At 67.1% G+C, this 20726-nt stretch carries 20 protein-coding genes; 10 read left to right on the top strand and 10 right to left on the bottom strand.

What is annotated here, in order from left to right:
- Positions 1–137: 137 nt before the first annotated feature.
- Both RR42_RS28220 and RR42_RS28215 read right to left on the bottom strand, forming a co-directional pair.
- Positions 138–878 (bottom strand): DsbA family protein, encoded by a 741-nt coding sequence (locus RR42_RS28220; RefSeq protein ID WP_043358125.1) that lies wholly within the window; start codon positions 876–878, stop codon positions 138–140.
- 75 nt (positions 879–953) lie between these two features.
- Positions 954–1859 (bottom strand): MBL fold metallo-hydrolase, encoded by a 906-nt coding sequence (locus tag RR42_RS28215; RefSeq protein ID WP_043354833.1) that lies wholly within the window; start codon positions 1857–1859, stop codon positions 954–956.
- Between the two features lie 148 nt (positions 1860–2007).
- Here RR42_RS28215 and RR42_RS28210 point away from each other — a divergent pair, with 148 nt between their 5' ends.
- The gene (locus RR42_RS28210; protein ID WP_043354831.1) at positions 2008–2934 is read left to right on the top strand and encodes a LysR family transcriptional regulator; all 927 of its coding nucleotides are present in this window, start codon (positions 2008–2010) and stop codon (positions 2932–2934) included.
- A 54-nt stretch (positions 2935–2988) separates the two neighbouring features.
- Here the strand turns inward: RR42_RS28210 and RR42_RS28205 are convergent, their stop codons facing one another.
- The 3 genes from RR42_RS28205 to RR42_RS28195 form a co-directional block, all read right to left on the bottom strand.
- Entirely contained in the window at positions 2989–5127 is a 2139-nt protein-coding gene (locus RR42_RS28205) for an alpha/beta hydrolase domain-containing protein (RefSeq protein ID WP_043354829.1), read from the bottom strand.
- Positions 5128–5295: 168 nt separating this feature from the next.
- Complete coding sequence (locus RR42_RS28200) at positions 5296–5817, bottom strand: DUF2938 domain-containing protein (RefSeq protein WP_043354827.1); 522 nt, start codon at positions 5815–5817, stop codon at positions 5296–5298.
- Complete coding sequence (locus tag RR42_RS28195) at positions 5810–6688, bottom strand: class I SAM-dependent methyltransferase (protein ID WP_043354825.1); 879 nt, start codon at positions 6686–6688, stop codon at positions 5810–5812. Before RR42_RS28195 ends, RR42_RS28200 begins: the two co-directional genes overlap by 8 nt.
- A 73-nt stretch (positions 6689–6761) precedes the next feature.
- On the opposite strand from RR42_RS28195, the gene RR42_RS28190 reads away from it, so the two are divergent.
- Positions 6762–7199: a helix-turn-helix domain-containing protein gene (locus tag RR42_RS28190; protein ID WP_043354824.1), complete on the top strand. Its 438-nt coding sequence runs from the start codon at positions 6762–6764 to the stop codon at positions 7197–7199.
- A gap of 84 nt (positions 7200–7283) precedes the next feature.
- Here the strand turns inward: RR42_RS28190 and RR42_RS28185 are convergent, their stop codons facing one another.
- Positions 7284–8729, bottom strand: a complete 1446-nt coding sequence (locus tag RR42_RS28185; protein WP_043354822.1) for a PLP-dependent aminotransferase family protein — start codon at positions 8727–8729, stop codon at positions 7284–7286.
- 82 nt (positions 8730–8811) lie between these two features.
- On the opposite strand from RR42_RS28185, the gene RR42_RS28180 reads away from it, so the two are divergent.
- A complete protein-coding gene (locus RR42_RS28180; RefSeq protein ID WP_043354820.1) occupies positions 8812–9708 on the top strand; it encodes a DMT family transporter in 897 nt (298 codons plus the stop codon).
- 343 nt (positions 9709–10051) lie between these two features.
- Here RR42_RS28180 and RR42_RS28175 read toward each other — a convergent pair whose 3' ends face one another.
- Entirely contained in the window at positions 10052–10468 is a 417-nt protein-coding gene (locus RR42_RS28175) for a hypothetical protein (RefSeq protein ID WP_043354819.1), read from the bottom strand.
- 518 nt (positions 10469–10986) lie between these two features.
- On the opposite strand from RR42_RS28175, the gene RR42_RS28170 reads away from it, so the two are divergent.
- From RR42_RS28170 to RR42_RS28155, 4 genes are all read left to right on the top strand, one after another.
- Complete coding sequence (locus RR42_RS28170; protein WP_043354818.1) at positions 10987–12762, top strand: FAD-dependent oxidoreductase; 1776 nt, start codon at positions 10987–10989, stop codon at positions 12760–12762.
- 170 nt (positions 12763–12932) lie between these two features.
- Positions 12933–13220, top strand: coding sequence for a hypothetical protein (locus RR42_RS28165; protein WP_043354816.1), 288 nt, complete (start codon positions 12933–12935; stop codon positions 13218–13220).
- Positions 13221–13478: 258 nt separating this feature from the next.
- The gene (locus RR42_RS28160; RefSeq protein WP_043354814.1) at positions 13479–14165 is read left to right on the top strand and encodes an alpha/beta hydrolase; all 687 of its coding nucleotides are present in this window, start codon (positions 13479–13481) and stop codon (positions 14163–14165) included.
- 79 nt (positions 14166–14244) lie between these two features.
- Positions 14245–14643 (top strand): hypothetical protein, encoded by a 399-nt coding sequence (locus RR42_RS28155; RefSeq protein WP_043354812.1) that lies wholly within the window; start codon positions 14245–14247, stop codon positions 14641–14643.
- A gap of 47 nt (positions 14644–14690) precedes the next feature.
- Here RR42_RS28155 and mdtD read toward each other — a convergent pair whose 3' ends face one another.
- Positions 14691–16139, bottom strand: a complete 1449-nt coding sequence (gene mdtD / locus RR42_RS28150) for a multidrug transporter subunit MdtD (protein ID WP_144409984.1) — start codon at positions 16137–16139, stop codon at positions 14691–14693.
- Positions 16140–16274: 135 nt separating this feature from the next.
- Here mdtD and RR42_RS28145 point away from each other — a divergent pair, with 135 nt between their 5' ends.
- Positions 16275–17135 carry a LysR family transcriptional regulator gene (locus RR42_RS28145; protein ID WP_043354809.1) on the top strand — a complete coding sequence of 287 codons (861 nt, stop codon included), beginning with the start codon at positions 16275–16277 and terminating at the stop codon, positions 17133–17135.
- A gap of 30 nt (positions 17136–17165) precedes the next feature.
- On the opposite strand, the gene RR42_RS28140 is transcribed toward RR42_RS28145, so the two are convergent.
- Positions 17166–17804, bottom strand: coding sequence for a hypothetical protein (locus tag RR42_RS28140; protein ID WP_043358124.1), 639 nt, complete (start codon positions 17802–17804; stop codon positions 17166–17168).
- A 356-nt stretch (positions 17805–18160) separates the two neighbouring features.
- Here RR42_RS28140 and RR42_RS28135 point away from each other — a divergent pair, with 356 nt between their 5' ends.
- Positions 18161–18880 (top strand): Crp/Fnr family transcriptional regulator, encoded by a 720-nt coding sequence (locus RR42_RS28135; RefSeq protein WP_043354807.1) that lies wholly within the window; start codon positions 18161–18163, stop codon positions 18878–18880.
- 12 nt (positions 18881–18892) lie between these two features.
- On the opposite strand, the gene RR42_RS28130 is transcribed toward RR42_RS28135, so the two are convergent.
- Positions 18893–20032, bottom strand: coding sequence for an AGE family epimerase/isomerase (locus RR42_RS28130; protein ID WP_043354805.1), 1140 nt, complete (start codon positions 20030–20032; stop codon positions 18893–18895).
- Between the two features lie 375 nt (positions 20033–20407).
- Between RR42_RS28130 and RR42_RS28125 the strand changes: the two genes are divergently transcribed.
- Positions 20408–20680, top strand: a complete 273-nt coding sequence (locus tag RR42_RS28125) for a hypothetical protein (protein ID WP_043354803.1) — start codon at positions 20408–20410, stop codon at positions 20678–20680.
- Positions 20681–20726 lie beyond the last annotated feature (46 nt).

The raw sequence follows: 20726 nt of genomic DNA, 5'->3' as shown, positions 1-20726 counted from the left end.
GGGTGTAGGGTCGATGCCGTCTCGCGCAGCGCTCATCCAGACGAAAGGACAAGCCGCGCGCAAACGACAATCGACGGAACCGGCGCAGCCTGTGTGCCGGGACGTCGATTGGTATAACGGCAATGCGGGCGCGAAATTTACCCTTGCGCCGGCAAAGCGCAACCCTGCGCGCCGCAAACCGGGCCGCCGGCGCCATCCTGGCCGTCCGCCTCCATGCTTGCGCCCTGCTGCGCAACCGCCCGCGCCAGGCTCTCCTGCCACGCACCCGCGTCGCCAAGGAACGGGCCTACGTCCAGCACCGCAAATTGATCGGTGCCTTTTTGCAGCGCAAACGTGGGGAAGCCATGCCCGCCCAGACGGTTCAGCAGCGCGCGGCTGGCGGCCATATGCGCCTGCGTCTTGTCACCGCCAATGTCCAGGCAAAGGCCGGCAAAGCGCTGCGGGTCCAGTCCGGCCTGCCCGGCAAGATCGGCCAGCACCTGCGCATCGGCAATGCGCAGGCCGTCCACGTAGTGCGCATGCTGCAGGCGCGCCAGCAGATCGGCAGCAGCCTGCACGCCGCCCAGCGCCTGCGCGGCCAGGATCGTGGTGGTGGGCGCAGCGGAGTCCATCACCGCGCTCTCGTCGCGCAGCAAGCCTTCGAAATAGCGCTCGCCGAACGGCTGGCCGGTGAGCGCGGCGATGCGGCGGTCGTGCGGCATCACGTAGTCGCGCCATTGCGCCGTGATGCGGCGGCGGTTGGCGCCCGTGAGCATGCCGCCGCCGTGCAGCGCGAGCGCGAGGCCAGGCACGGCGCGCGCAGCACGCACCAGCGGCGCGGCGCCGTAGCACCAGCCGCACAGCGGGTCGTAGATGTAATGCAGGGTGAGACCGGACATGATCAATGCTTCCTGAGATTTGATGCTGGCGTCATGCGCATCGCGAAACGCGAAACGCGGCCTGGCGCGCAGCCGTTATTTTGCAGGCCACTGCATTTCGCCCTTGATGACCTTGGCGCTCAGATCAAGCGAGTCCAGGCCGCCCAGCTGCGGATAGTGCTTTTGCATCGCCGCGCTCAGCGCCTTGGCATCCGGCGCGCGCGCCGCCTCTTGCTCGAACGTGCGCAGGTAATCCCGCGTGAAGCGCACCGACGCCAGCGTCTGCGGCGCATCGTCCAGATAGTGCCCGGGCACGACCCGCGCTGGCTTCTTCGCCGCGATGCGATCGAGCATGGCGATCCAGTGCTGGCGCGAGGCCGGTGTTTGCGTATCGGCCACCCAGACGTGGCTCTTGCCAAAGACCACCACGCCGCCGGCCACGGTCTTGAGCGACGGAATCCACACCACCGTGCGCTCCGGCGCCGGGCCGTCCAGCCCCAGCACTTCCAGCTTGCTGCCCTCGAGCTCGATGGCATTGCCGGCCAGCGGCTCGGGCAGCACCAGCGCCTTGGGCGCATTGTCCTTCAGGATCGGAGTCCAGTAAGCCTGCTTGCCCGCCATGGATGCCTGGATGGCCGCCACCGTTTGCGGCGTGGCGACGATCCTGGCCGCCGGGAACGCGGCCTTGAGCACGTCCAGCCCGAAGTAGAAATCCGGATCGCTGTGGCTGATGTAGATGGTGGTGAGGTTCTTGCCGCTGGCGCGGATGCGCGCAACCAGCGCCTCGGCGTCGTTGCGCTGGAACTGCGCGTCGATCAGCACCGCGTCGTGCGCGCCGGTGACGAGTTCGGACGAGACCGGGAAAATGCTCCTGGTGCCGGGGTTGTAGACCTCCAGCTTGAGCGCGGCTGCGGCCATCGCGGGCGTGCTGGCGACGATGCCCAGGCACAAGGCTGCGGCAAGGCCGCGCAGGAATCGGTTCAGGGTCAGGCTGGAGGGCATCGGGAGTCTCACGTGGTTGGGGATCCAGGAAGCCGCCAGCTTAATTTGCACAGACCGGTACAAAAACCCCATAGAATGAACATCTTTGTTGCATTAATCGATCAACTAGGCCGACAAGCTACAGCAGCGTCACCGGCCAACTCATTCCATGGACCGCATCACCGCCGCCGAAGTCTTCGTCGCCATTGCCGAACGCGGCAGCATGACGGCCGCCGCCGAGGCACTGGACATGTCGCGCGCCATGGTCACCCGTTATCTCGCGCAGATGGAAACCTGGGCCGAGCAACGCCTGCTGCACCGCTCCACGCGCAGCCTGAGCCTGACGCCCGCCGGGGAGCAAGCGCTGGCGCGCTGCCGCCAGATGCTGGAGATCGCCGCCCAGATGGCGCGGCCCGAGCATGAGCGCGCGGGCATGCCGCGCGGCATGCTGCGCATCAGTTGCGCGCAATCGCTGGCCGAGTCCGTGCTGGCCGCGGCCGTGACGGCCTACCTGAAGCGCTATCCGGAAACCGCCGTCGACCTGCATATCGGCAGCCAGGCGGTCAACCTGGTGGAGGCCCGCATCGACCTGGCGATCCGCATCACCAACGACCTCGACCCCAACCTGATCGCGCGCCCGCTGGCAAGCTGCGCCTCGGTGATCTGCGCCGCGCCTGCCTACATCGCCGCCCACGGCATGCCACGCCAGGCGCAGGACCTCGCCATGCACAACTGCCTTACCTACTCGTACTTCGGCAAGAGCCTGTGGCAACTGGAACGCGCGGGGCAAACGCTGGCGGTGCCGGTGCAGGGCAACCTCAGCGCCAATGAATCGAGCGTGCTGCTGGCCGCCGCCGTGGCGGGCGCCGGCATTGCCATGCAGCCGCTCTACTCCGCCGCACCGCTGCTGCGCAGCGGGCAACTGGTGGCCCTGCTGCCCGGATGGCAACCGCAGGCGCTTGGCATCCACGGCATCTACGCATCGCGCCGGCAAATGCCGGCAATCCTGCGCACCATGCTGGACTTCCTTGCGGAGCGCTTCGCCGCGGAGCCCGGATGGCAAGGCGCAGGAACCGCAGCGAGGCTTCCGGGCTAGGCGCGGCGGAGCGCCCCGCCCGCCGCATCACGGCCCCTTCAAATGCCCCTTCCCTCAGGGCAACACAGGATTCGCCTGCGCGCTCGCCACGCGCCGGTCGGCATCCGCCTGCAGCAAAAAGCGCCTGGCCACCAGCCCGGCGGCCACGCTCTGCACCTTGGCCACGTAGCCGGCCTGGTCGGTGTAGAGCGACTCCAGCGAGGGCCGCGTATCGCCAGCCGCAATGCGCGCGGCCTCGGTCTTGTGGAAGGGAATGTAGCTGCCGCTCAGGTTGACCAGATCCACAATGCCCGGCGTGGCCACGTAGTTGAACTCCAGGCTGGTGCCCACTGGCGCGTCCACGTCGACGGCATGGATGCCGGCCTTGGTCAGCCCGGTCTGCGCATCCACCTGCGGCACCATGATGGCGTAGTCCCGCCCCATGTACGACGGCGGCAGCAAGGTCGGGATGCCGGACTCATCCTGCGGGCGATAGGTCGGGCCGTAATCGAGCAGCGGGAAGCCGTTATAGCGCGCCAGGTACTGCAGCGCGGGAATCGCTGTATTGCTGCCCGCGCCGGCCCAGGTAATGCCCTTGGTCACGGGGAAGGTCAGCTGATCGGGCCGCACCAGCGTGCCATCGGCGATGGCCGGAACCTGGCTGGCCGGCGGCGCGACATCACGAGCCACCCAGTCTTCCAGCGCGACGAACAGCGCGCGGAAGGTATCGGCAAAATCGACCATGGACCCTGCCGGGTACACCGTCGACGCTGGCGCGTAGCTGATCAGCGGCGACTTGCCGCCGTGCTGCGTGCTGGCGTAGTAGTAGATGCGCGCATTGTCAGGCTGCTTCAGGTCGGCAAAGCCGTAGGGATCGGTCAGCACCGGCGAGCCCTGCAACTGCCAGAACTCCGTGCCCGACAGGCCGAGGAAGAACTTCGGGCAAGTCTGCGTAGCGGTGCAGCGCTGCATGACGCCGCCAGTGCGGCCCGCCAGCGTGTCCTGGTAGTCGGCGGCCAGCCCGCGCGGCGCGGTCTGCCCGAAAGCGCGATGGTCGGTGCGCAGGCCACCGCCGCCGCCCGGCACGGCGAAGCGCGTGTTGATATTGGTCTGGCGCGCGGCCACGTGCGCGTAGATGCCGTCGAACACCTTGCTGCCATCCAGTGCCTGGTTAAAACCAAGATGCAGGAAGGTCTTCATCGCGTTGCCAGATTGCGAGGTGCCCTGCCCGATGGCAAAGCGCACCGCGCCCGCCACCGGATTGGGCGTGCCCGCCGAATCCGCGGCCTGGTGCCGGAAAAACGTAATGGTGTCGCGCAGCGCCGCCAGGCCCACACCCATCACCTTCGGGTCTTTCGCCACGTAGGTGATCTCGTAGAGGTAGCCCGGAACGAAACCGCCCTTGAGGCAAATGTTCGCAGCGTCGGCCTTGCCTGGGAAGGGGTTGCCTGCGTTATCGCAGGTGGCGAACTTCCAGTCCGTGGCGGGAATCGCCACGCGCGGGTCGGTCTCGTTTATGCGCCGCGTCAGCGTGTAGCCCGGCAAGGTGTTGTCGAGGCTGGCCGGCGCATAGGGAATCATCGTGCTGTTGAACACGCCGCCCGGCAGGCTCATCGACGGGCTGGCAACGCTCGGGATCAGCTCCGCCGCATACGGGCCGGTAATGCTGCTGCCGTCCTTGTTCTTTGCCACCGGCACCGCCAGCGTGAGCCTTGCCGCCGAGCTCTTCGGCACATCGCCCTGCCAGGCCGAGTACAGCAGCACGTAGCCGCGCTCGAAGTAAAGCGAATCCCCGGGCACCGCGGTGGGGTTCGGCATGGTCAGGATATTGCCGCGATTGGGCGCGTCGTAACGCAGCACGCCACCCGCCTTGCTCATGTCCTTGGGCTTGAGCATGACGAATTCCGTGGTGTACTCCACAAGTCCGCGGCCATTCACCGGAGCCAGCGCCAGGTCCTGGATGATGGCGTTATGCGCATCGGCGGGATCGACCTCACCCTTGAGCGTGCCGGTGAGTTTTTCGTAGGCGCCTGCGTTGCCGTAGGTGCCGGGCATGTCTTCCCGCGCGGTGATGGTCAGCGTCATGCCCGGGGTGGCCGCCGGATTAGACGTGGCGGCGGTGCCCGTGTTCGCGCTGTCATCGTTGCCGCCGCAGGCGAGCAACGGCAAAGCTAGCGCCAGCGCCGCCGTGCGGCGCGCCAAGGTGGTCTCCATACTTGCTCCTCTCTTGTCGTACGCCCTGCTAAGGGGGGCGTTGGCGCAAAGTGTAGGGAGCGCGGCAATATAAGGTAAATGGATAGTTTCGATGGATTAAGCGAATAAACCGCTGAATCGCTTTTTGGCAGCGCCCATCGGATCGGGGACCAGATGGGCACGCAAGCGCTACCAGACACTCCGCCATGCCAGCGTGTCCAGCCAACTTGCCAGCCAACCGGCCCCATAAAGGCCCAGGCCGAATATCCCGTGCGTGACGACGCTATGGAAGCGCGCGACGCCCGGGCGCGGAGTACGGCTGGCGGCAATGCCCGCCCCCATGGCTGGCTGCATCACGAAAAACGGTGCCGCCACGCTGCCGATTCCCACAACCAGCGCCGGGCCAAGCGTTGGATGACGCGCCCAGCCAAGGCCCCAGAAAGCTAACAGCGTAGCCGCGAATGCAATGCCGATCAGGTAGTGGGCGATCCAGCCAAGGAGGCGCTCGCCCTGCACGGACGGGGAAGCCGCAATGGGGTCGTGACAAACACGCCCGCGCACCAGATGGGCGAGCCAGCGGCCCACCAGCGCATAGTCCAATGGCCGAATGCCGAGCAGCCGCTCGCGGGCGGCCGCCCAGATGTCCATCACCGCCGTTGCGCCCGCACCGATCAGCAGCGCAAACATCAGATAGTCGACTGCCTCAGGCATTGGCTGCCTCCTTCGGCGCGGCTGACGCAGGCGCCCGGGCGCGGACCATCCAGCAAGCCGCGGTGTAGCGAACCTCAGGGCCGTGCACATAGGGATCGAAGGCGGCGCGGACCGTTTCCATGACTTGCGCGCGCGTGCGCTCGTCCGCCTCCTGCAAGATCAGGCCAACGGGGCCGAGCCGGGACAGGTAGCCGACCAGTTCGCTCTCGGGGAAGGTGCATTCCACGTCGAGCGGCCGGATGTCGATCTCGGCCCAGCCGCTCTCCTCCAGCACGGAAGAGACCCGATGCCCGTGCGCGAAGGAGAACTGTCCCGGCGCACCTGGCCGGCGGGCGGGCAGGCTCGGCAGCAGCGGCGCAGCGGCGCGCTCGGCCGTCGTCATGAACGGATTTTCCGCGGCACTGCGCCACGCGACAAAGCAGAGATCTGCGCCGTCCCGCGCGGCGCGGCGCAGGTTCTTGAAGGCCAGGACCGGGTTGTCGAAAAACATGACGCCAAAGCGCGAGATGATCAAATCGAAGCTTGCAGGCTCGAAGGCATGGTTCTGCACGTCGGCGCGGATGAAGCGTGCGGTGATGTCTTCGCGTTCGGCGCGCGCCCGCGCGGCGGCGATCATCGGATCCGAAATGTCGGCGCCGGTGCAATGGCCCTTCGCGCCGAGCCGGCGCGCTACGGCCAGCGTGGTGCCGCCGGTACCGCAGCCCACATCCAGTACCCGGCGCCCGGCTCCGGTGCAGGCCGCTTTGACGAGCAGGTCTTCGAAGGGCTTGAACATCTGGTCGAGCGGCGCCTGCGCCTCGACCCAGGCGCGCCCGGAGCGGCCCCTCCAGAGCGCCGCCTGCTCGCTTTCGGCTCGTTGTGTGACATCCATGATCGTTTTCCTTTGCTGCCCCAGGGAGCGGAAGCTAGACTGTGCCAGTTCAAGTTGACTTGAGGTCAAGAGGGTGAAAAGCCTAGACATAGCCGAAGTGGCGCAGCAGTCCGGCGTTCCCGCATCGACGCTGCGGTTCTATGAGGAAAAGGGGTTGATTGCCTCTACCGGCAGGCGCGGGCTGCGCCGCCTGTTCGATGCCGGCGTGCTGGAACGGCTGGCGCTGATCGCGCTGGGGCGCGCCGCCGGCTTCGCGCTCAACGAAATTGCCCTCATGTTCGCGCCGCAGGGGCAGCCGCGCATCGACCGGCAAATGCTCGCGGCCAAGGCGGATGAACTGGACAGGACGATCAGGAAGCTCAGCGCCATGCGCGACGGCCTGCGCCACGCCGCCGCCTGTCCGGCGCCTAGCCACATGGAATGCCCCACCTTCCGCCGCATCGTGCAGGCCGCCGCGTCCGGCGCCCTTGGCGCGCCGCCGAAGAAGGCGCCGCGGTCACCGCGGAGTTAGCGCGAAGTTCGCGCCATCGGGCTGGCCATGCTCACGCTGTGATAGGTTCGCGTGCCGAGCATCCAGCCTCGACCGCGCCGGCCCTCACCAAAGCTTGCGCAGCGCCTTTAGCCCCGCCGCGATGCCCGCTTCGTCGATCGCGCCGAAGCCGAACAGCAAGCCCGGGCGATCCTGCGGGCCAAGGTAGTACTCCTGCGTGGTCCAGACCCCAACGCCCTGCTCCCTCGCGCGCTGCGCCAGCGGTTCTGGATCGGCATGGCCAACGCATAGCGCGGCCAGATGCAGCCCGGCGGCGCAGGGCACCGGATCGAGCCGGCCGCTGAAATCCGCGCGCAGCGTATCCAGCAGCAGTTGGCGGCGCACGCCATAGAGCCGGCGCATCTTGCGAACGTGGCGCGCCAGGTGCCCTTCGGCGATGAACGCGGCGAGCGTGTCCTGCGCGGTGGCAGCGCAATGCCAGTCGCTGCACTGCTTGGCCAGCGTGAGCGCCTGGCGGGCCCACCGTGGGGCCACCACGAAGCCCAGCCGCAGCGTAGGAAACAGGCTCTTGGAGAATGTCCCGACGTAGCACACGGATTCGGCGCGATCGAGGGTCTGCAAGGCGTCGAGCGGGCGCTCGCCGTGGCGAAACTCGCCATCGTAGTCGTCCTCGACGATGACCGCGCCGTGCGCCTGCGCGAACGCAAGCAAGGCCGCGCGCCGCGCCGCTGACATGGCATGGCCAAGGGGAAACTGGTGCGATGGCGTGACGTAGATCACCCGCGCATCGGCAGGCAGCCGGTCCACCACCAGCCCTTGCGCGTCCACCGGCACCGGCACGATCCGGGCGCCGGCGGCGGCAAAGGCCGCGCGGGCCGGCGGGTAGCCCGGGTCCTCCACCGCTACCACGGTGCGCCCGGGCGTCACCAGCACGCGGGCCAGCAGGTCGAAGGCCTGCTGCGCGCCCGCCGTGACCACCACGTCGCCAGCCTGGCAGGCGACCGCGCGCGCGAACGAGACGTGACTGGCAATGGCCTCGCGCAACGCGGGCTGCCCCTGCGGGTCGGCATAGGCCACCGGCGCATGGGCCATCGTGCGCATTGCGCGCGCCGTCAGGCGCCCCCACAGGTCTGCCCGGAATGCCGACAGGCCGGGCACGCCTACGCGAAAATCAAAGCGCGGCACCAGCGGCGAAGCTTCCCGAGGCGGCAAGGGCGGCGCGCGCCAGAACGCGGCCAGCCGGCGCTCATCCCCGGGCGAGCCAGGCTGCGGGGCTGGCTCGCGCGCGGGTGCCAACAGCCCCGCCACATAGGTGCCGCCACGATCGCGCGCCACCACATAGCCCTCGCTCAATAGCAGGTCGTAGGCGGCCACCACGGTGTTGCGCGACACGCCGCAGGCCTGGGCCAGCGCGCGCGTAGCAGGCAGGCGCAAGCCGGGGCGCAGGCGCCCGTCCAGGATTGCCTCCTTAAGCTGGCCGTGCAGGCTACGCAGCAAATGGCGCGAGCCGGGTGCCGGCAAGCGGATCGGGAAGGCGAACTCTGGATCCATAAATTTCCTAATTTCTGGTTCTTTTCTGGTACCAGTTTGCCGTCTTATCCTGGCCCTGTCATCCCCCATGAGGTGCCTGGAAATGAAACGCTCCGAGCTTTCGATGTTGCTGTCGCTGGCCGCCCTGTGGGGCGCCTCCTACCTGTTTATCCGTCTGGGTGCGGGTGAGTTCGGCGCCGTGCCGCTGGCGGGCGCGCGCGCCGGCGGTGCGGCCCTGCTGCTGCTCCCGCTGCTGGCCTGGCGGGGCGGGCTGGCCTGCCTGCGCCGCCGCTGGTGGGCAATCGCCGTGGTAGGGATCACGAATTCCGCGCTGCCCTTCGTGCTGTTCAGCTTTGCCGCGCTGACCATTCCCGCCGGGCTTTCCGCCATGTTCACCGCGGCCACGCCACTGTTTACCGCGCTGATCGGCTGGCTGTGGCTGCGTGAAAACCTGGAAGCGCCGCGCATAGCCGGGCTGGCCCTGGGCTTCGCCGGCGTGTTGTGGCTAGTGTGGGATAAGGCTGGGCTGCAGCAAGGCGCCGCGGGCAAGGCCGCCGGCCTGGCTGCGCTGGCCTGCCTGGCCGCTGCCCTGCTCTATGGCTTCTCCGCCAACTTCACCCGCAAGTACCTGGCGGACGTGCCGCCGCTGACGGTGGCAGCGGGCAGCCAGCTCGCATCGGCTCTGCTGCTGTGCGCGCCTGCAGCCTGGCTGTGGCCGGCCACGCAGCCAAGTGCGCACGCGTGGCTGGCGCTGGGCGCGTTGACCGCCGCCTGCACCGCGCTGGCCTATGTGCTCTTCTTTCGCTTGATCGCCAAGGCGGGACCCGCGCGGGCAATGACCGCGCTATTCCTGATCCCGGCCTTCGGTGTGTTGTGGGGTGCGCTGTTCCTGGGAGAGCGCATCACCCCGTCGATGCTGCCGGGCTGCGCCGTGATCCTGGCCGGCACCGCCCTCACAACGGGCATTGCGCGCGGATGGAGCAAGCGCCTGGCAAGCTAGACAGAATGCATTGACCTGCCCTGCCTCAAGCGGCCCGGAAAAAGCTTCGGCGCGCCACAGTGGGCGCGCCGATTCGCAGGCAGCGTGAGGACGCTGCGCTATGCCTTCTTTACCACGGATGCTGTGGATCCCGGGGACCCTCAGGCTGGCAGTGCCTGTGCCACTACGGTGGCCATGGAACCGCTGGCAACGCAAACCAGCGCCCAGCCTGCCAACATCCGGAAACTCTGCCAACGGTTCATGATGCGCTCCAGGTATCCGCGCGTCGTTACGGTGACGCCACGGGGTGATGCATGCAGTCCGGCACCTCGGTCATCGAGACCTGAGAGGTACCGGTTTTGACTCAGGCCCTTGCGCCGTCGGTGTACACGTCCCGTGCGCCGCTACGGGCACCGTCGAAGTACGGGTTGCGCTTGTCGTTGCGGGCGCCGTCGGTGTACGGGTCGAACTTGCGGCTGGGTTCGGACGACACGCCGCTGCGATCCAGGCCTGCGACGGTACGGAAGCCTTCCGTGTACGGATCGGTCTTGCCAACGCGGGCACCATCGGTGAACGGATCGGCCTTGCCCGCGCGCGCGCCTTCGGTGAAAGCATCGAACTTGCCGCTGCGGGCGCCATCGCTGTAGACGTCGCGGGTGCGGTATTCATAGCCGTACTTGTCGGCGGTAACGGTTGCGGCGGCCTGGGCATGGCCAGCAGCGAACGCTGCGGCGAGGGTGGCGGCGGTGAGCAGGGACTTGGCAAAAAGCTTGGTGTTCATGATGTTCTCCAATCGAAGCATGGGTCCGGGGGTCTGCTTTGGCCGCGGGGACCGGGTTTTAGCTGGTTCGTCGTTTTTTTGCCTTCTTACCTATCACTAGGTAGAGAAGCGCAGCAAAAAAAATGACTTTCGTCTTTGTTACTTGTTTGCTGCATTGGAAACCGGCTGGCTGGGCCATGTCTGTTTAGCGTTACCTTGTTGCGGCATCCATGGGACACATCTTATCTACCTGTAAGTAGATAGTCAAGGGTTTTTACTAGGTTGTACTTACGATATCCACCAATGACATAAGCGGTACCAACTGAAAAGGTATTTATGAGTCACTATTCAGAGCTACAAGCCCTTGACGCCGCGCGTGTACTACGCTTTTGGGGGTGCGCGGACAACGAGGGATTGCCGCATCGCGGCATCGCGAGCAAACTCTCCGGGCCATGCCCGAGCATCCCCGCCCACGCATCGGCAGCACTCGACTCATCCGCACCGGCGCCAGCGCGGTGCCACCGGGAGGCCTTACAGCCATGAGCGCAGACAACGCAGACAACGCTATCGGAAGCCTGGAACCCCCTGACCCGCAAGCCATCGTTGCCGCGGGGCTGGCCATCGAGCAGGAGGCAGCCACCGCAGCGTTCTCCCCAATGGAGTCGCGGCGCCACCAGATGTGGCCCCTGCTTACCGCCGCCGAGATCGTGGGACTCCAGCATTTCGGCACACTGCGGCAGTGGCGCGCCAATGAATACCTGTTTCGCACCGGCGACCCCGCCCACGGCATGGTGGTGATACTGCGGGGCCGCGTGCGCGTCTTGCAGCGCGACGCGCGAGACCGTGCGTCGGTGGTCGGCGAGCACGGACCGGGCAGCTTCCTTGCCGAAGTGGGGCAGCTATCGGGCAAGCCCGCGCTGGTCGACGGCCTGGCGCTGGAGGACGTCGAGGCCATCTCGATTCCACCCGATCGGCTGCGCGCACTGATGGTCGCGCAAGCCGAACTGGGCGAGCGCATCATGCGTGCGCTGATCCTGCGCCGCGTTGGCCTGATCGAGCGCGGCAATGGTCCGACGCTGCTGGGCCGCAGCAGCGACGCGCACCTGCTGCACCTGCAGGCGTTCCTGCGGCGCAACGGCTATCCCCATACCGTGGTCGACGCGGATACCGATCCCGATGCGTGCTCCCTGCTCGATTTCACCGCCGCCGCGCCCGGCGACTTTCCCCTGGTGATCTGCCCAGGCGGCGCGGTGCTGCGATGCCCGGACGCGGGCCAGCTTGCCACCTGCCTGGGCCTGCTGCCCGAATTCGACCCGGACTATATCTACGATGTGATCGTGGTGGGTGCCGGTCCGGCGGGTCTCGCCACCGCGGTGTATGCCGCGTCCGAGGGCCTGTGCGTTGCGGTGTTCGACAGCCTTGCGCCTGGCGGCCAGGCCGGCGCCAGCTCGCGCATCGAGAACTATCTGGGCTTCCCCACGGGTATTTCCGGGCAAGCATTGGCCGGCCGGGCCTTTGTGCAAGCCCAGAAGTTCGGCGCGCACCTTGCCATTCCCTTGCAGGTGACGGCCCTGCATTGCGGCACGCATCCGCAGCGCATCGAATTGAGCGATGGCCGCAAGATTGCAGCCAGGACCGTGGTCATTGCCAGCGGCGCGGCTTATCGCCACCCCGCCATCGCCGCACTCGATCGCTATGAAGGACGCGGCGTCTACTACTGGGCTTCCCCGGTGGAAGCCCGCCTGTGCAGCGGCGAAGAGGTCGTGCTGGTGGGCGGCGGCAATTCCGCAGGGCAGGCCGCTGTATTCCTGGCCGCGCACGCCAAGCGCGTGCACATTCTCATCCGGGCATCGGGGCTGGAGGCCAGCATGTCGCGCTACCTGATCGAGCGCATCGCGGCCCAGCCCAATATCGAACTGCATACCGGCACGGAGATCGTAGCCCTGGGCGGGGAAGAACGCCTGGCCACCATCGCCTATCGCTCGCGCGGCAGCGATCGTGTGACCGAGGTGCCGGTCCGGCATCTGTTCCTGTTTACCGGCGCCGATCCCAATACGGGATGGCTCGCCAGCTGCAATGTGCGCGTGGACGCAAAGGGATTCGTGCTGACGGGCACAGACACGGCGCATGAAGGCACCATGCCGGCATCCACGCTGGAGACCAGTGTGCCAGGCATCTTTGCAATCGGAGACGTGCGCTCGGGGTCCACCAAGCGGGTGGCAGCGGCCGTGGGCGAAGGCGCGGCGGTGGTCGCGCAGATCCACGGCTACCTGGAAAAAATGAAACAGCCGGAGCCGGGAACGCTTGCCATGTAAGCACTGCCAGCTGCCTTGCAAACACCGGACGATCAATCTACTCCTGCCGCCGCGCGCCGGCAATCGACCGTGTGGACGGCGCGCGACAGGGCCTGAAATGCGCGTTTATTTACTATATTGGTTGCATGGCAGAAGCTTCAATTCGAAGCCGTCGATAGCGGGAGGTTGCCATGCGTTCGCTTGCAGACATGTTTAGTCCGCCCACCCCGGAGAAAATCGCAGCAAGGGAATTGCAGCAAATGCGGCTTACCTTATTCCAAGCCGAGCGTCGCCTGCTGGAGGCACAGATGCAGGTCGACTACTACCGCGACCTCGTCGCCTTCCTGGAAGAGGTGGCCGCCTCTGGCGTCGAGAGCGTCGTGGACAAGCGGCGCGCCCCCGTCGCCGCGGAGCATGCGCAAGCGCCCCGCTCCGCGCCCGGCCTCATCACGGTGCCTACCGTACCTTCAGCAGCCTGACGGTTTGCCGTCAGGCCATGGCCGCGCGGCTTGAAGCCGCTGCGGCCATCCGCTCGCATGACACGCGGCGCTTGCTGAAGCGTTCCCGATTGCCCAGCCGCCGGCACCGCGCCGGCGCTGTGCGATACTTGCCGCCTCACGCGGCCACCCCAGTGCCATCCGCACAGACGCATTGCCCCGCACCGGGCAGTGGCACCCAGCACGCTCGCCGTGCCGGCAAGGGGGCCCGATCAGGATATGGGAACAAGGAACATCGAAATGAGCGCACTGCTGCCAGCCATTGAAATCGAAACCACGCCGTCACCCACGTGGTCGGTCATCTGGATGCACGGGCTAGGTGCCGACGGCAGCGATTTCGTGCCCGTGGTGCCGGAGCTGGGCCTGGCGTACGCGCCCGGCGTGCGTTTCGTGTTTCCCAATGCGCCGGCCATCCCGGTTACCTGCAACGGCGGCTACGTCATGCCGGCGTGGTACGACATCCAGTCGCTCGATGACGCCCGCCGCCATGCGGACGAGGCCGGCATCCGGGTCTCCCGCGATGCCATCCGCGCCCTGATCGCGCGGGAGAACCAGCGCGGCGTGCCCAGCCACCGCGTGGTGCTGGCGGGGTTCTCGCAAGGCGGGGCCGTGGCCTATACCACAGCCCTGACGCATCCCGAAGCGCTGGGCGGCATCATCGCCCTTTCCACCTATATCCCCGCGCCGGCAATGCTTGCCGCCGAGTTCAGCGAGGCCAACCGCGCCACGCCGATCTTTGCCGGACATGGCACCGAGGACGATGTGGTGGCCGTGCAGCTCGGCCTGCTGGCGCGCGACACCGTGGAAAAACTGGGCTGCAAGGTGGAATGGCACACCTACCGCATGTCTCACTCGGTCTGCTTGGAAGAGATCAAGGCGATCGGCGCCTGGCTGAATGCGCGCTTCGCGGCGGCCGGGAAATCCTGACCCGCACGGACGTCGCCCCCACATCGGATAGCGGATAGCGTGGTAGGCTCGCGCCCCACCGCACGATTTGCAAGTCATCATGAAAACCTCTCCCCCCGGCGCTTCGGCTCCCGCGCCAGCCCCCGCGCTCAAGCTCGACTTCAATACCCGCAAGGCCTTGCTGTTTGCACTCGCCGCCGAGCGCTTGTCGGCATTCTACGAACACCGCCAATGGATGACCGATGCCCAGGGCGCCACCCTCGCGAGCCTGTGGCTGTCGCGTTCCAGGCTGCAACTGGCGCTGGCCGAGCGGCGCTTGCTGTCGCAACTGAGCGATCAGTTCGCGCGCCAGCTCGCCGGCACGCTCTCGCGCGAGGCCGGGCTGTACACCGCTCACGAAATGATGGAAGCACTGGACCCCAATTACCAGTCGGCCTTTGCACACGACCTGCTCGACGAATGCGAGCGGTTGCTGCATGAGAACGGCGTGACTGAATGATGAGCGGGCAAGCCGGTGCGCGACGCATCGCGTCGCGCCATGGCGCGTCAGCGGCTGGCTACACTGGCCGGGCTGCGGCTCTTGTCGAGTGTCTCGACATCGAGCCGGCGGAACACCAGCGCCGATAGCAGCGTGATCATGCCCACGGTAAAGAACGCCAGCCGGTAAGCTGTGCCGGCCACGCCCATCTGGGCGGTAAACATGCTGACCAGCCCGCCGCCGATGGTGACCCCGAGGCCGATTGCCAGCATCTGCACCATCGAGAACAGGCTGTTGCCGCTGCCCGCGTCTTCCACGCTCAAACCCTTGAGCGTCACGCTGTTCATGGCAGCGAACTGCATGGAATTGGTGGCCCCGAACAGGGCGAGCTGCGCAATGGCAAGGCCCACGGGCCAGCCGGGCGCAATCGCCGCGAACGAAGCGATCGAGCCACCTACCAATACCGTGTTGACCAGCAGGAAGTTGTCATAGCCAAAACGCTTGACCAGCGGCACGATCCAGCGCTTGGCGACCACGCCGGCCAGTGCGGCCGGCAGCAGCATCAGCCCCGAATGCAGCGGGGAATACCCCATCTGCAACTGCAGCAGCAACGGCATCAGGAACGGCACCGCGCCCGAGCCGATGCGGCACACGAGGTTACCGGCCAGGCCCACGCTGAAATTGGGCTCGCGCAATAGCGCCAGCCGGAACAGCGGGTTTTGACGGCGCCGCGCATGCGGGATGTAAAGCAGCGCGGACAGCAGGCTCAGCGCGAACAGGCTGCCGCTCCATGCCGCGTGGCTAGCCTCGTGCGGGGTGTCCAGCGCCAGCGAGAACGCCACCATGCAAAGCGACAACAAGCCGCAGCCAACAAAGTCGAACGGTGGCGCGCGGCCAACGGTGTGGTCGGGCAGGTAGCGCAATACCGCCAGCAGCCCGATGGCGCCCACGGGCACATTGATCAGGAAGATCCAGTGCCAGGCCACCGACTGCACGATCCAGCCGCCCAGCACCGGGCCAAAGATCGGCCCGACCTGCCCCGCCACCGAGACAAAGGCCAGCGCCGCGATGTATTGCTCGCCGCGGACGCTGCGCAGCACCGCCAGCCGGCCGATTGGCAGCAGCATGGAGCCGCCCACGCCCTGGATCACGCGGGCGATCACGAGCTGGTCCAGGTTCTGCGCACCTGCGCAGAACAGCGAGCCCAGCACAAAGATCAGGATCGCGGCGAAGTACACGCGACGGGTGCCGAAGCGGTCGGCCAGCCAGCCCGAGGCCGGCGTGAACATGGCCATGGTCAGCGTGTAGGCCACCACCACGGGCTTCATGTCGAGGGGGGTTTCGTTGAGGCTGCGCGCCATCGCGGGCAACGCGGTGTTGACGATGGTGGTGTCGAGCGTTTGCATGAAGAAGCCCGCTGCGACGATCCACAACATGGCCTTTTGCGAGGTTTGGCTGGTCATCTGGTACGTCTCGAGGCAAGTGCCGGCAATCAGGGACAATGACCGGCGCGGCATCTGGAATGGACCGCGGAAGAAGCGGCCGGGGCAAAACCAGTGCCAGGAATGCAGCCGATGTTAATACCGGCCATGCCAATCGGGAACCCCGCTAGGTATATTGACTGTCATCGGAAAATCCGATGACAATGCGGCATGCTCAATCCTGTCTGGATCAAGACCTTCGCCACCGTAGCCGCCGCGCACAGTTTTACTGACGCGGGGCGCCAGCTTGGCCTCTCCCAATCCAGCGTCAGCGACCACGTCCGGCGCCTGGAGCAGCACGTCGGGCGCCGGCTCTTTGTGCGCGATACCCACACCTTGACGATGACCGCCGACGGCGAGGCGCTGCTGGCGCACGCGCGGCTGATCCTGGATGCCATTGCGCGCGCGGAGTCCCAGTTCAACGCGCCGCGCCTGCAAGGCCGCGTGCGCCTGGGTACTTCCGATGACCTCGCGCTGGGCCCCCTGCCCAATGTGCTGGCGGCGTTTCGCAACTCGCATCCGGACGTGGAACTGGAAATCACCATCGGCATGACCGGCAAGCTCTACGAGCTGATGGATGCCGGCGCGCTGGACCTGATGATCGGCAAGCGCCGCGAAGGCGACCGGCGCGGGTCTCCGTTGTTCAGGGGCAAGCTGGAGTGGCTAGCCCGGCCCGGCACGGTGGCGGACCTGCGCCAGCCGCTGCCGCTGATCCTGGTGCCCGAGCCCAGTGTCACGCGCGCCATCGTGCTCGATACGCTGGCCAAGGCGGGGATGCGCTGGCAGATCGTCTGCACCAGCAGCAGTCACTCGGGCTGCATCGCCGCCGCGCGCGGCGGGCTGGGCATTACGGTGCGCGCGCAATACCTGTCCGGGCGCGGGCTGTCGCCGCTGGTCAACGGCGACAGCCTGCCGGCGCTGCCGGAGGTGGAATTCATCTCGCTGCGCGCGGGCCGCCTGAGCCGGCCCGCCGAAACGTTGCTGCAACTGCTGCAAAAGAGCGATTTGCGCGGGTCCTGGCTGGACGAGTAGCCGGCCCCGGCGCATTGGGCCGCGCGCGGCTCACGCATCCGCGCCATCCTGGTACACGTTGAAGCTGCGGGCCGGCGACGCCGAGACGCCGCGGGTATCCATGCCAGCCACTTTCTGCGCCCCATCGACGAACGGGTCGATATTGCGCGCCGGATCGGCGGATACGCCGGCGCGATCCAGGCCGGCAATTCGGGCGCCATCGGTGAACGTATCGAGCTTGCGCGCGCCGTCGACGAACGGGTCGATGCTGCGCGCCGGATCGGCGGATACGCCAGCGCGATCCAGGCCGGCGATGCGGGCGCCATCGGTGAACGTATCGAGCTTGCGCGCGCCGTCGACGAAGGGGTCGATGCTGCGCGCCGGATCGGCGGAAGGACCAGTGCGGTCCAGGCCGGCAATGCGCGCGCCATCGGTAAAGGGATCCGCCATGCGGGCGCGGGCACCGTCGGTGAACGCATCGAACCGCCCGCTCCGTGCGCCATCGGTGAAGGCATCCACGGGCGCGGTGCGCGCCCCGTCGCTGTAGATGTCGCGCACGCTGGTGGCGCCATGGGCAGCCGGGCTGGCAGCATGGGCGCCGCCCAGGGCAAGCACGGCGCCGGCAATGGCGGCGGCGAACAGTGACTTGGTGAGCGACTTGGCGGGCGACTTGGTGAGGTTCGGGTACATGGCAATCTCCAACTGGGTGAATGTGCCCATTCGTCGCCGCCACCCGCAGGAACTTACAGGTTTTTTTTCAGGTTCTTTGCGCCGGTCCGCCCGCCGCCTCCCCGTGCGGCGCCCGGGCCACCTAAACCCTCCTACGTCAAAAGTAGGAACCCAGGGTTGAACCCAGGGTTGAATCCAGCCAAAAGCACATCCCCCCAATACCGTGGCGATCTCCAACCTACGGCCACTGTCGGCAGGCGCACGCATGAAGCTTAATACGTTAACGGGTCAAGCCCCGGCTGCGTGGCATACCGAACAGAAAAAGCCAGTCGGCTGGCGCAGCAGCCGCGACCCTTTCGACTTGGGGAGACAACGGGATGACCGACACCGAACTGGATTTGTCCGGCAATCACTTGCTGGGCGCCTTGCCACCACGCGAGCGCCGCTTGCTTCTGCCGCGCCTGGACAGCGTCAGCCTGCGCACAGGGCAACTGCTGAGCGACTCCGGCCAACGCATCCGGCATCTCTATTTCCCGAGCACGGCGGTGATCTCGATGATGTCGCTGCAGGAAAGCGGGGCCACCGTGGAGCTGGCCTGCGTGGGCCGCGAGGGGCTGGTGGGCCTGCCCGCGCTGACCGGCGCCGAAACCATGCCCAACCGGATCGAAGTGCGCAGGACCGGCGCCGGGTTTCGCGTCGCCGCGAGCGAGCTGCGCGCGATCTACCCCGAGCTGCCCGCACTGCAGCGCATGGCCCTGCTGTATATGCAGGCGCTGCTCACGCAGGTGTCGCAGACGGCCGTCTGCATCCGCCACCACTCGCTGACCACGCAGTTGTGCCGCTGGCTGCTGCTGGCGCTGGACCGCTCGCCCTGCAATGAGCTCGACGTGACCCAGCAGACCATTGCCGACATGCTCGGCGTGCGCCGCGAGGGCGTGACCGAGGCGGTGGGCAAGCTGGCGGAGCTGAACATGATCCGCCACAGCCGCGGCCATATCACCGTGATCAACCGAGCCGGGCTGGAAGACTTTTCCGGCGAGTCTTACCGTATCGTGCGCAGCGAGTTCGACCGCCTGCTCAGCCGCGCGGCCGGCTGACCGGCCAGGGCGTCAATCCCGCGGCAGCGCCTGGTAAGCCGTGGCAAGGTGATACGGCGTGGTCGAAGGCATCTCCGCGCGCTCCACCTTGCCGGCCGGCGAGAGGCACTCATGCCAGCCGCCCGCGTGCAGGAATCGCGCCGGGTAGGCTTTCAGCCAGGCCTGGAGGTGCGCCAGCGCCACGCTGTCGCCGCGCACCGCCAGCGCCCGCGCGAATTCGGTCTGCGCCCAGATGCGCTGGATCGGGTCTCTGGGCGAGCCATCCAGATGCAGCGCCGCGGCTACGCCCATTGTGCTGGTGTCGACGCCATGCTGCATGGCAAAGCCGAAGGCGCGCGCCAGCGCTTGCGCAAGCCCGGAGTCCTCGAACAACGCGGGCGCGCTGGCAAGCAGCGAAAACCACTCGAACTGATGGCCGGGCTCGACCCGGTTGCCGGCGCGATCGGTGCACATCGGCAACTCGGCAATGCAACCCGTCGCCGGATCGACAAAGGTGGCCAGCACGGCGGCGGCAATGCCCGCCAGCCGGTCCGCATAAAAACGCTCCCCGGTGACCTCGAACGCCGCCAGGTAGGCCTCGGTCAGGTGCATGATCGGGTTTTGCTGGGGCGGCCCGCCTAGCGGGCGAAAATCTTGCGCTAGCGCGGCATGGTACAGGCCGTCCGCGGTGGCGAATCGCGCCTCGATCAGCCGTGTGGCGCCATCCAGCAAGGCACGCGCCTGCGCGCTGCCCGAACGCTTGAAATACGCCGCGCAGGCAAAGACGACGAAGGCGTGGGTGTACAGGTCCTTGGTGGTATCCAGAGGCTGGCCCTGCGCATCGATGCTGTAGATGAAGCCACCCTGCCCGCCATCGGCAAAGCGGCCCCCGAGCGATGCGAACAGGCGCGCGGCATGGGCGGCCCCATCGGTGCCATCGCACTGCGAAAATACATAGAGCTGGCGCGCGCAGGCCATGGCGCGGTAACGCGCCACCGGCAGAGGCTGCTGGTCGGTGCCGGACAGCGCCTCGTAGGGCAGCTGCATCGTGGCGTTCCAGCCCGGCCCGGTCCAGAGCGGCAGGACGACGCCATCGTAGTGCGCGCGCAATGCGGCAAAGGAAGCGGCCTTGGGATCAGCACCAGCGGTGGCAAGGGGTGGCGTAACGTTCATGCGGAAAAGGAAATCGGTAGGAGGCGCGTATCTGCCACCCGTGGAATATACCTCAGCCCGCCAGCCGGCCTTCCCGAGCGGCGGTGGCGGCCGCTGAGTGCCGCCTTCGCCCCACTAGCTCTTTTACGCCGACGGCAAGCTTGATCCCGCCAATAAATCGCCTAACCTTACGGCGTGGCCCCTTGAATCGATCGCCGCGGTAAGCGGCTTTTGCGCCGTATTCCGCGCCTGTCGCGGCGTCCTGGCCACATTCCTGGTTCGTGCAGGTGACATGGACGGAAGGCCCCCCCGCCTCCCGTCCAGTCCGTTCACCAAGCACCTTCGGCCCATCCGGAGCCCGCCGGAGGTCGCGCCCATGCCCCATGGGAGAGCAAGATGGAAAAGCCGGTTGTAAGCCCCTTGCGTTTTGTCGAACTACTCAACGCCAGGCTGCCCGCGCATCCCCTTTATCAGGAAGGGATGCGCGTGTACGCCATTCCCAATCATTCGGAACACCCGCACAGCCTGGTCTGCGTCGGCCCGCGCGGCGTCAAGGGCGTCTGCGCGACGGTGGAACTGATCGTGCGCGGCGAGTGCGAGATCTTCCCCGACATACCGGGCGACTGGCACGGCTCCCTCCACGGGACGGTCCGCGCGTCGCACCGCTAGACACTGTGGGGCCACTCCACCCTCACCCTCACCCGTACCCTCATCC

This window comes from Cupriavidus basilensis, from assembly GCF_000832305.1.
GTDB classification, from domain to species: domain Bacteria; phylum Pseudomonadota; class Gammaproteobacteria; order Burkholderiales; family Burkholderiaceae; genus Cupriavidus; species Cupriavidus basilensis_F.
The sequence above is the reverse complement of the archived record's forward strand: the minus strand, read 5'-3'. Positions and strand labels throughout refer to the sequence as shown.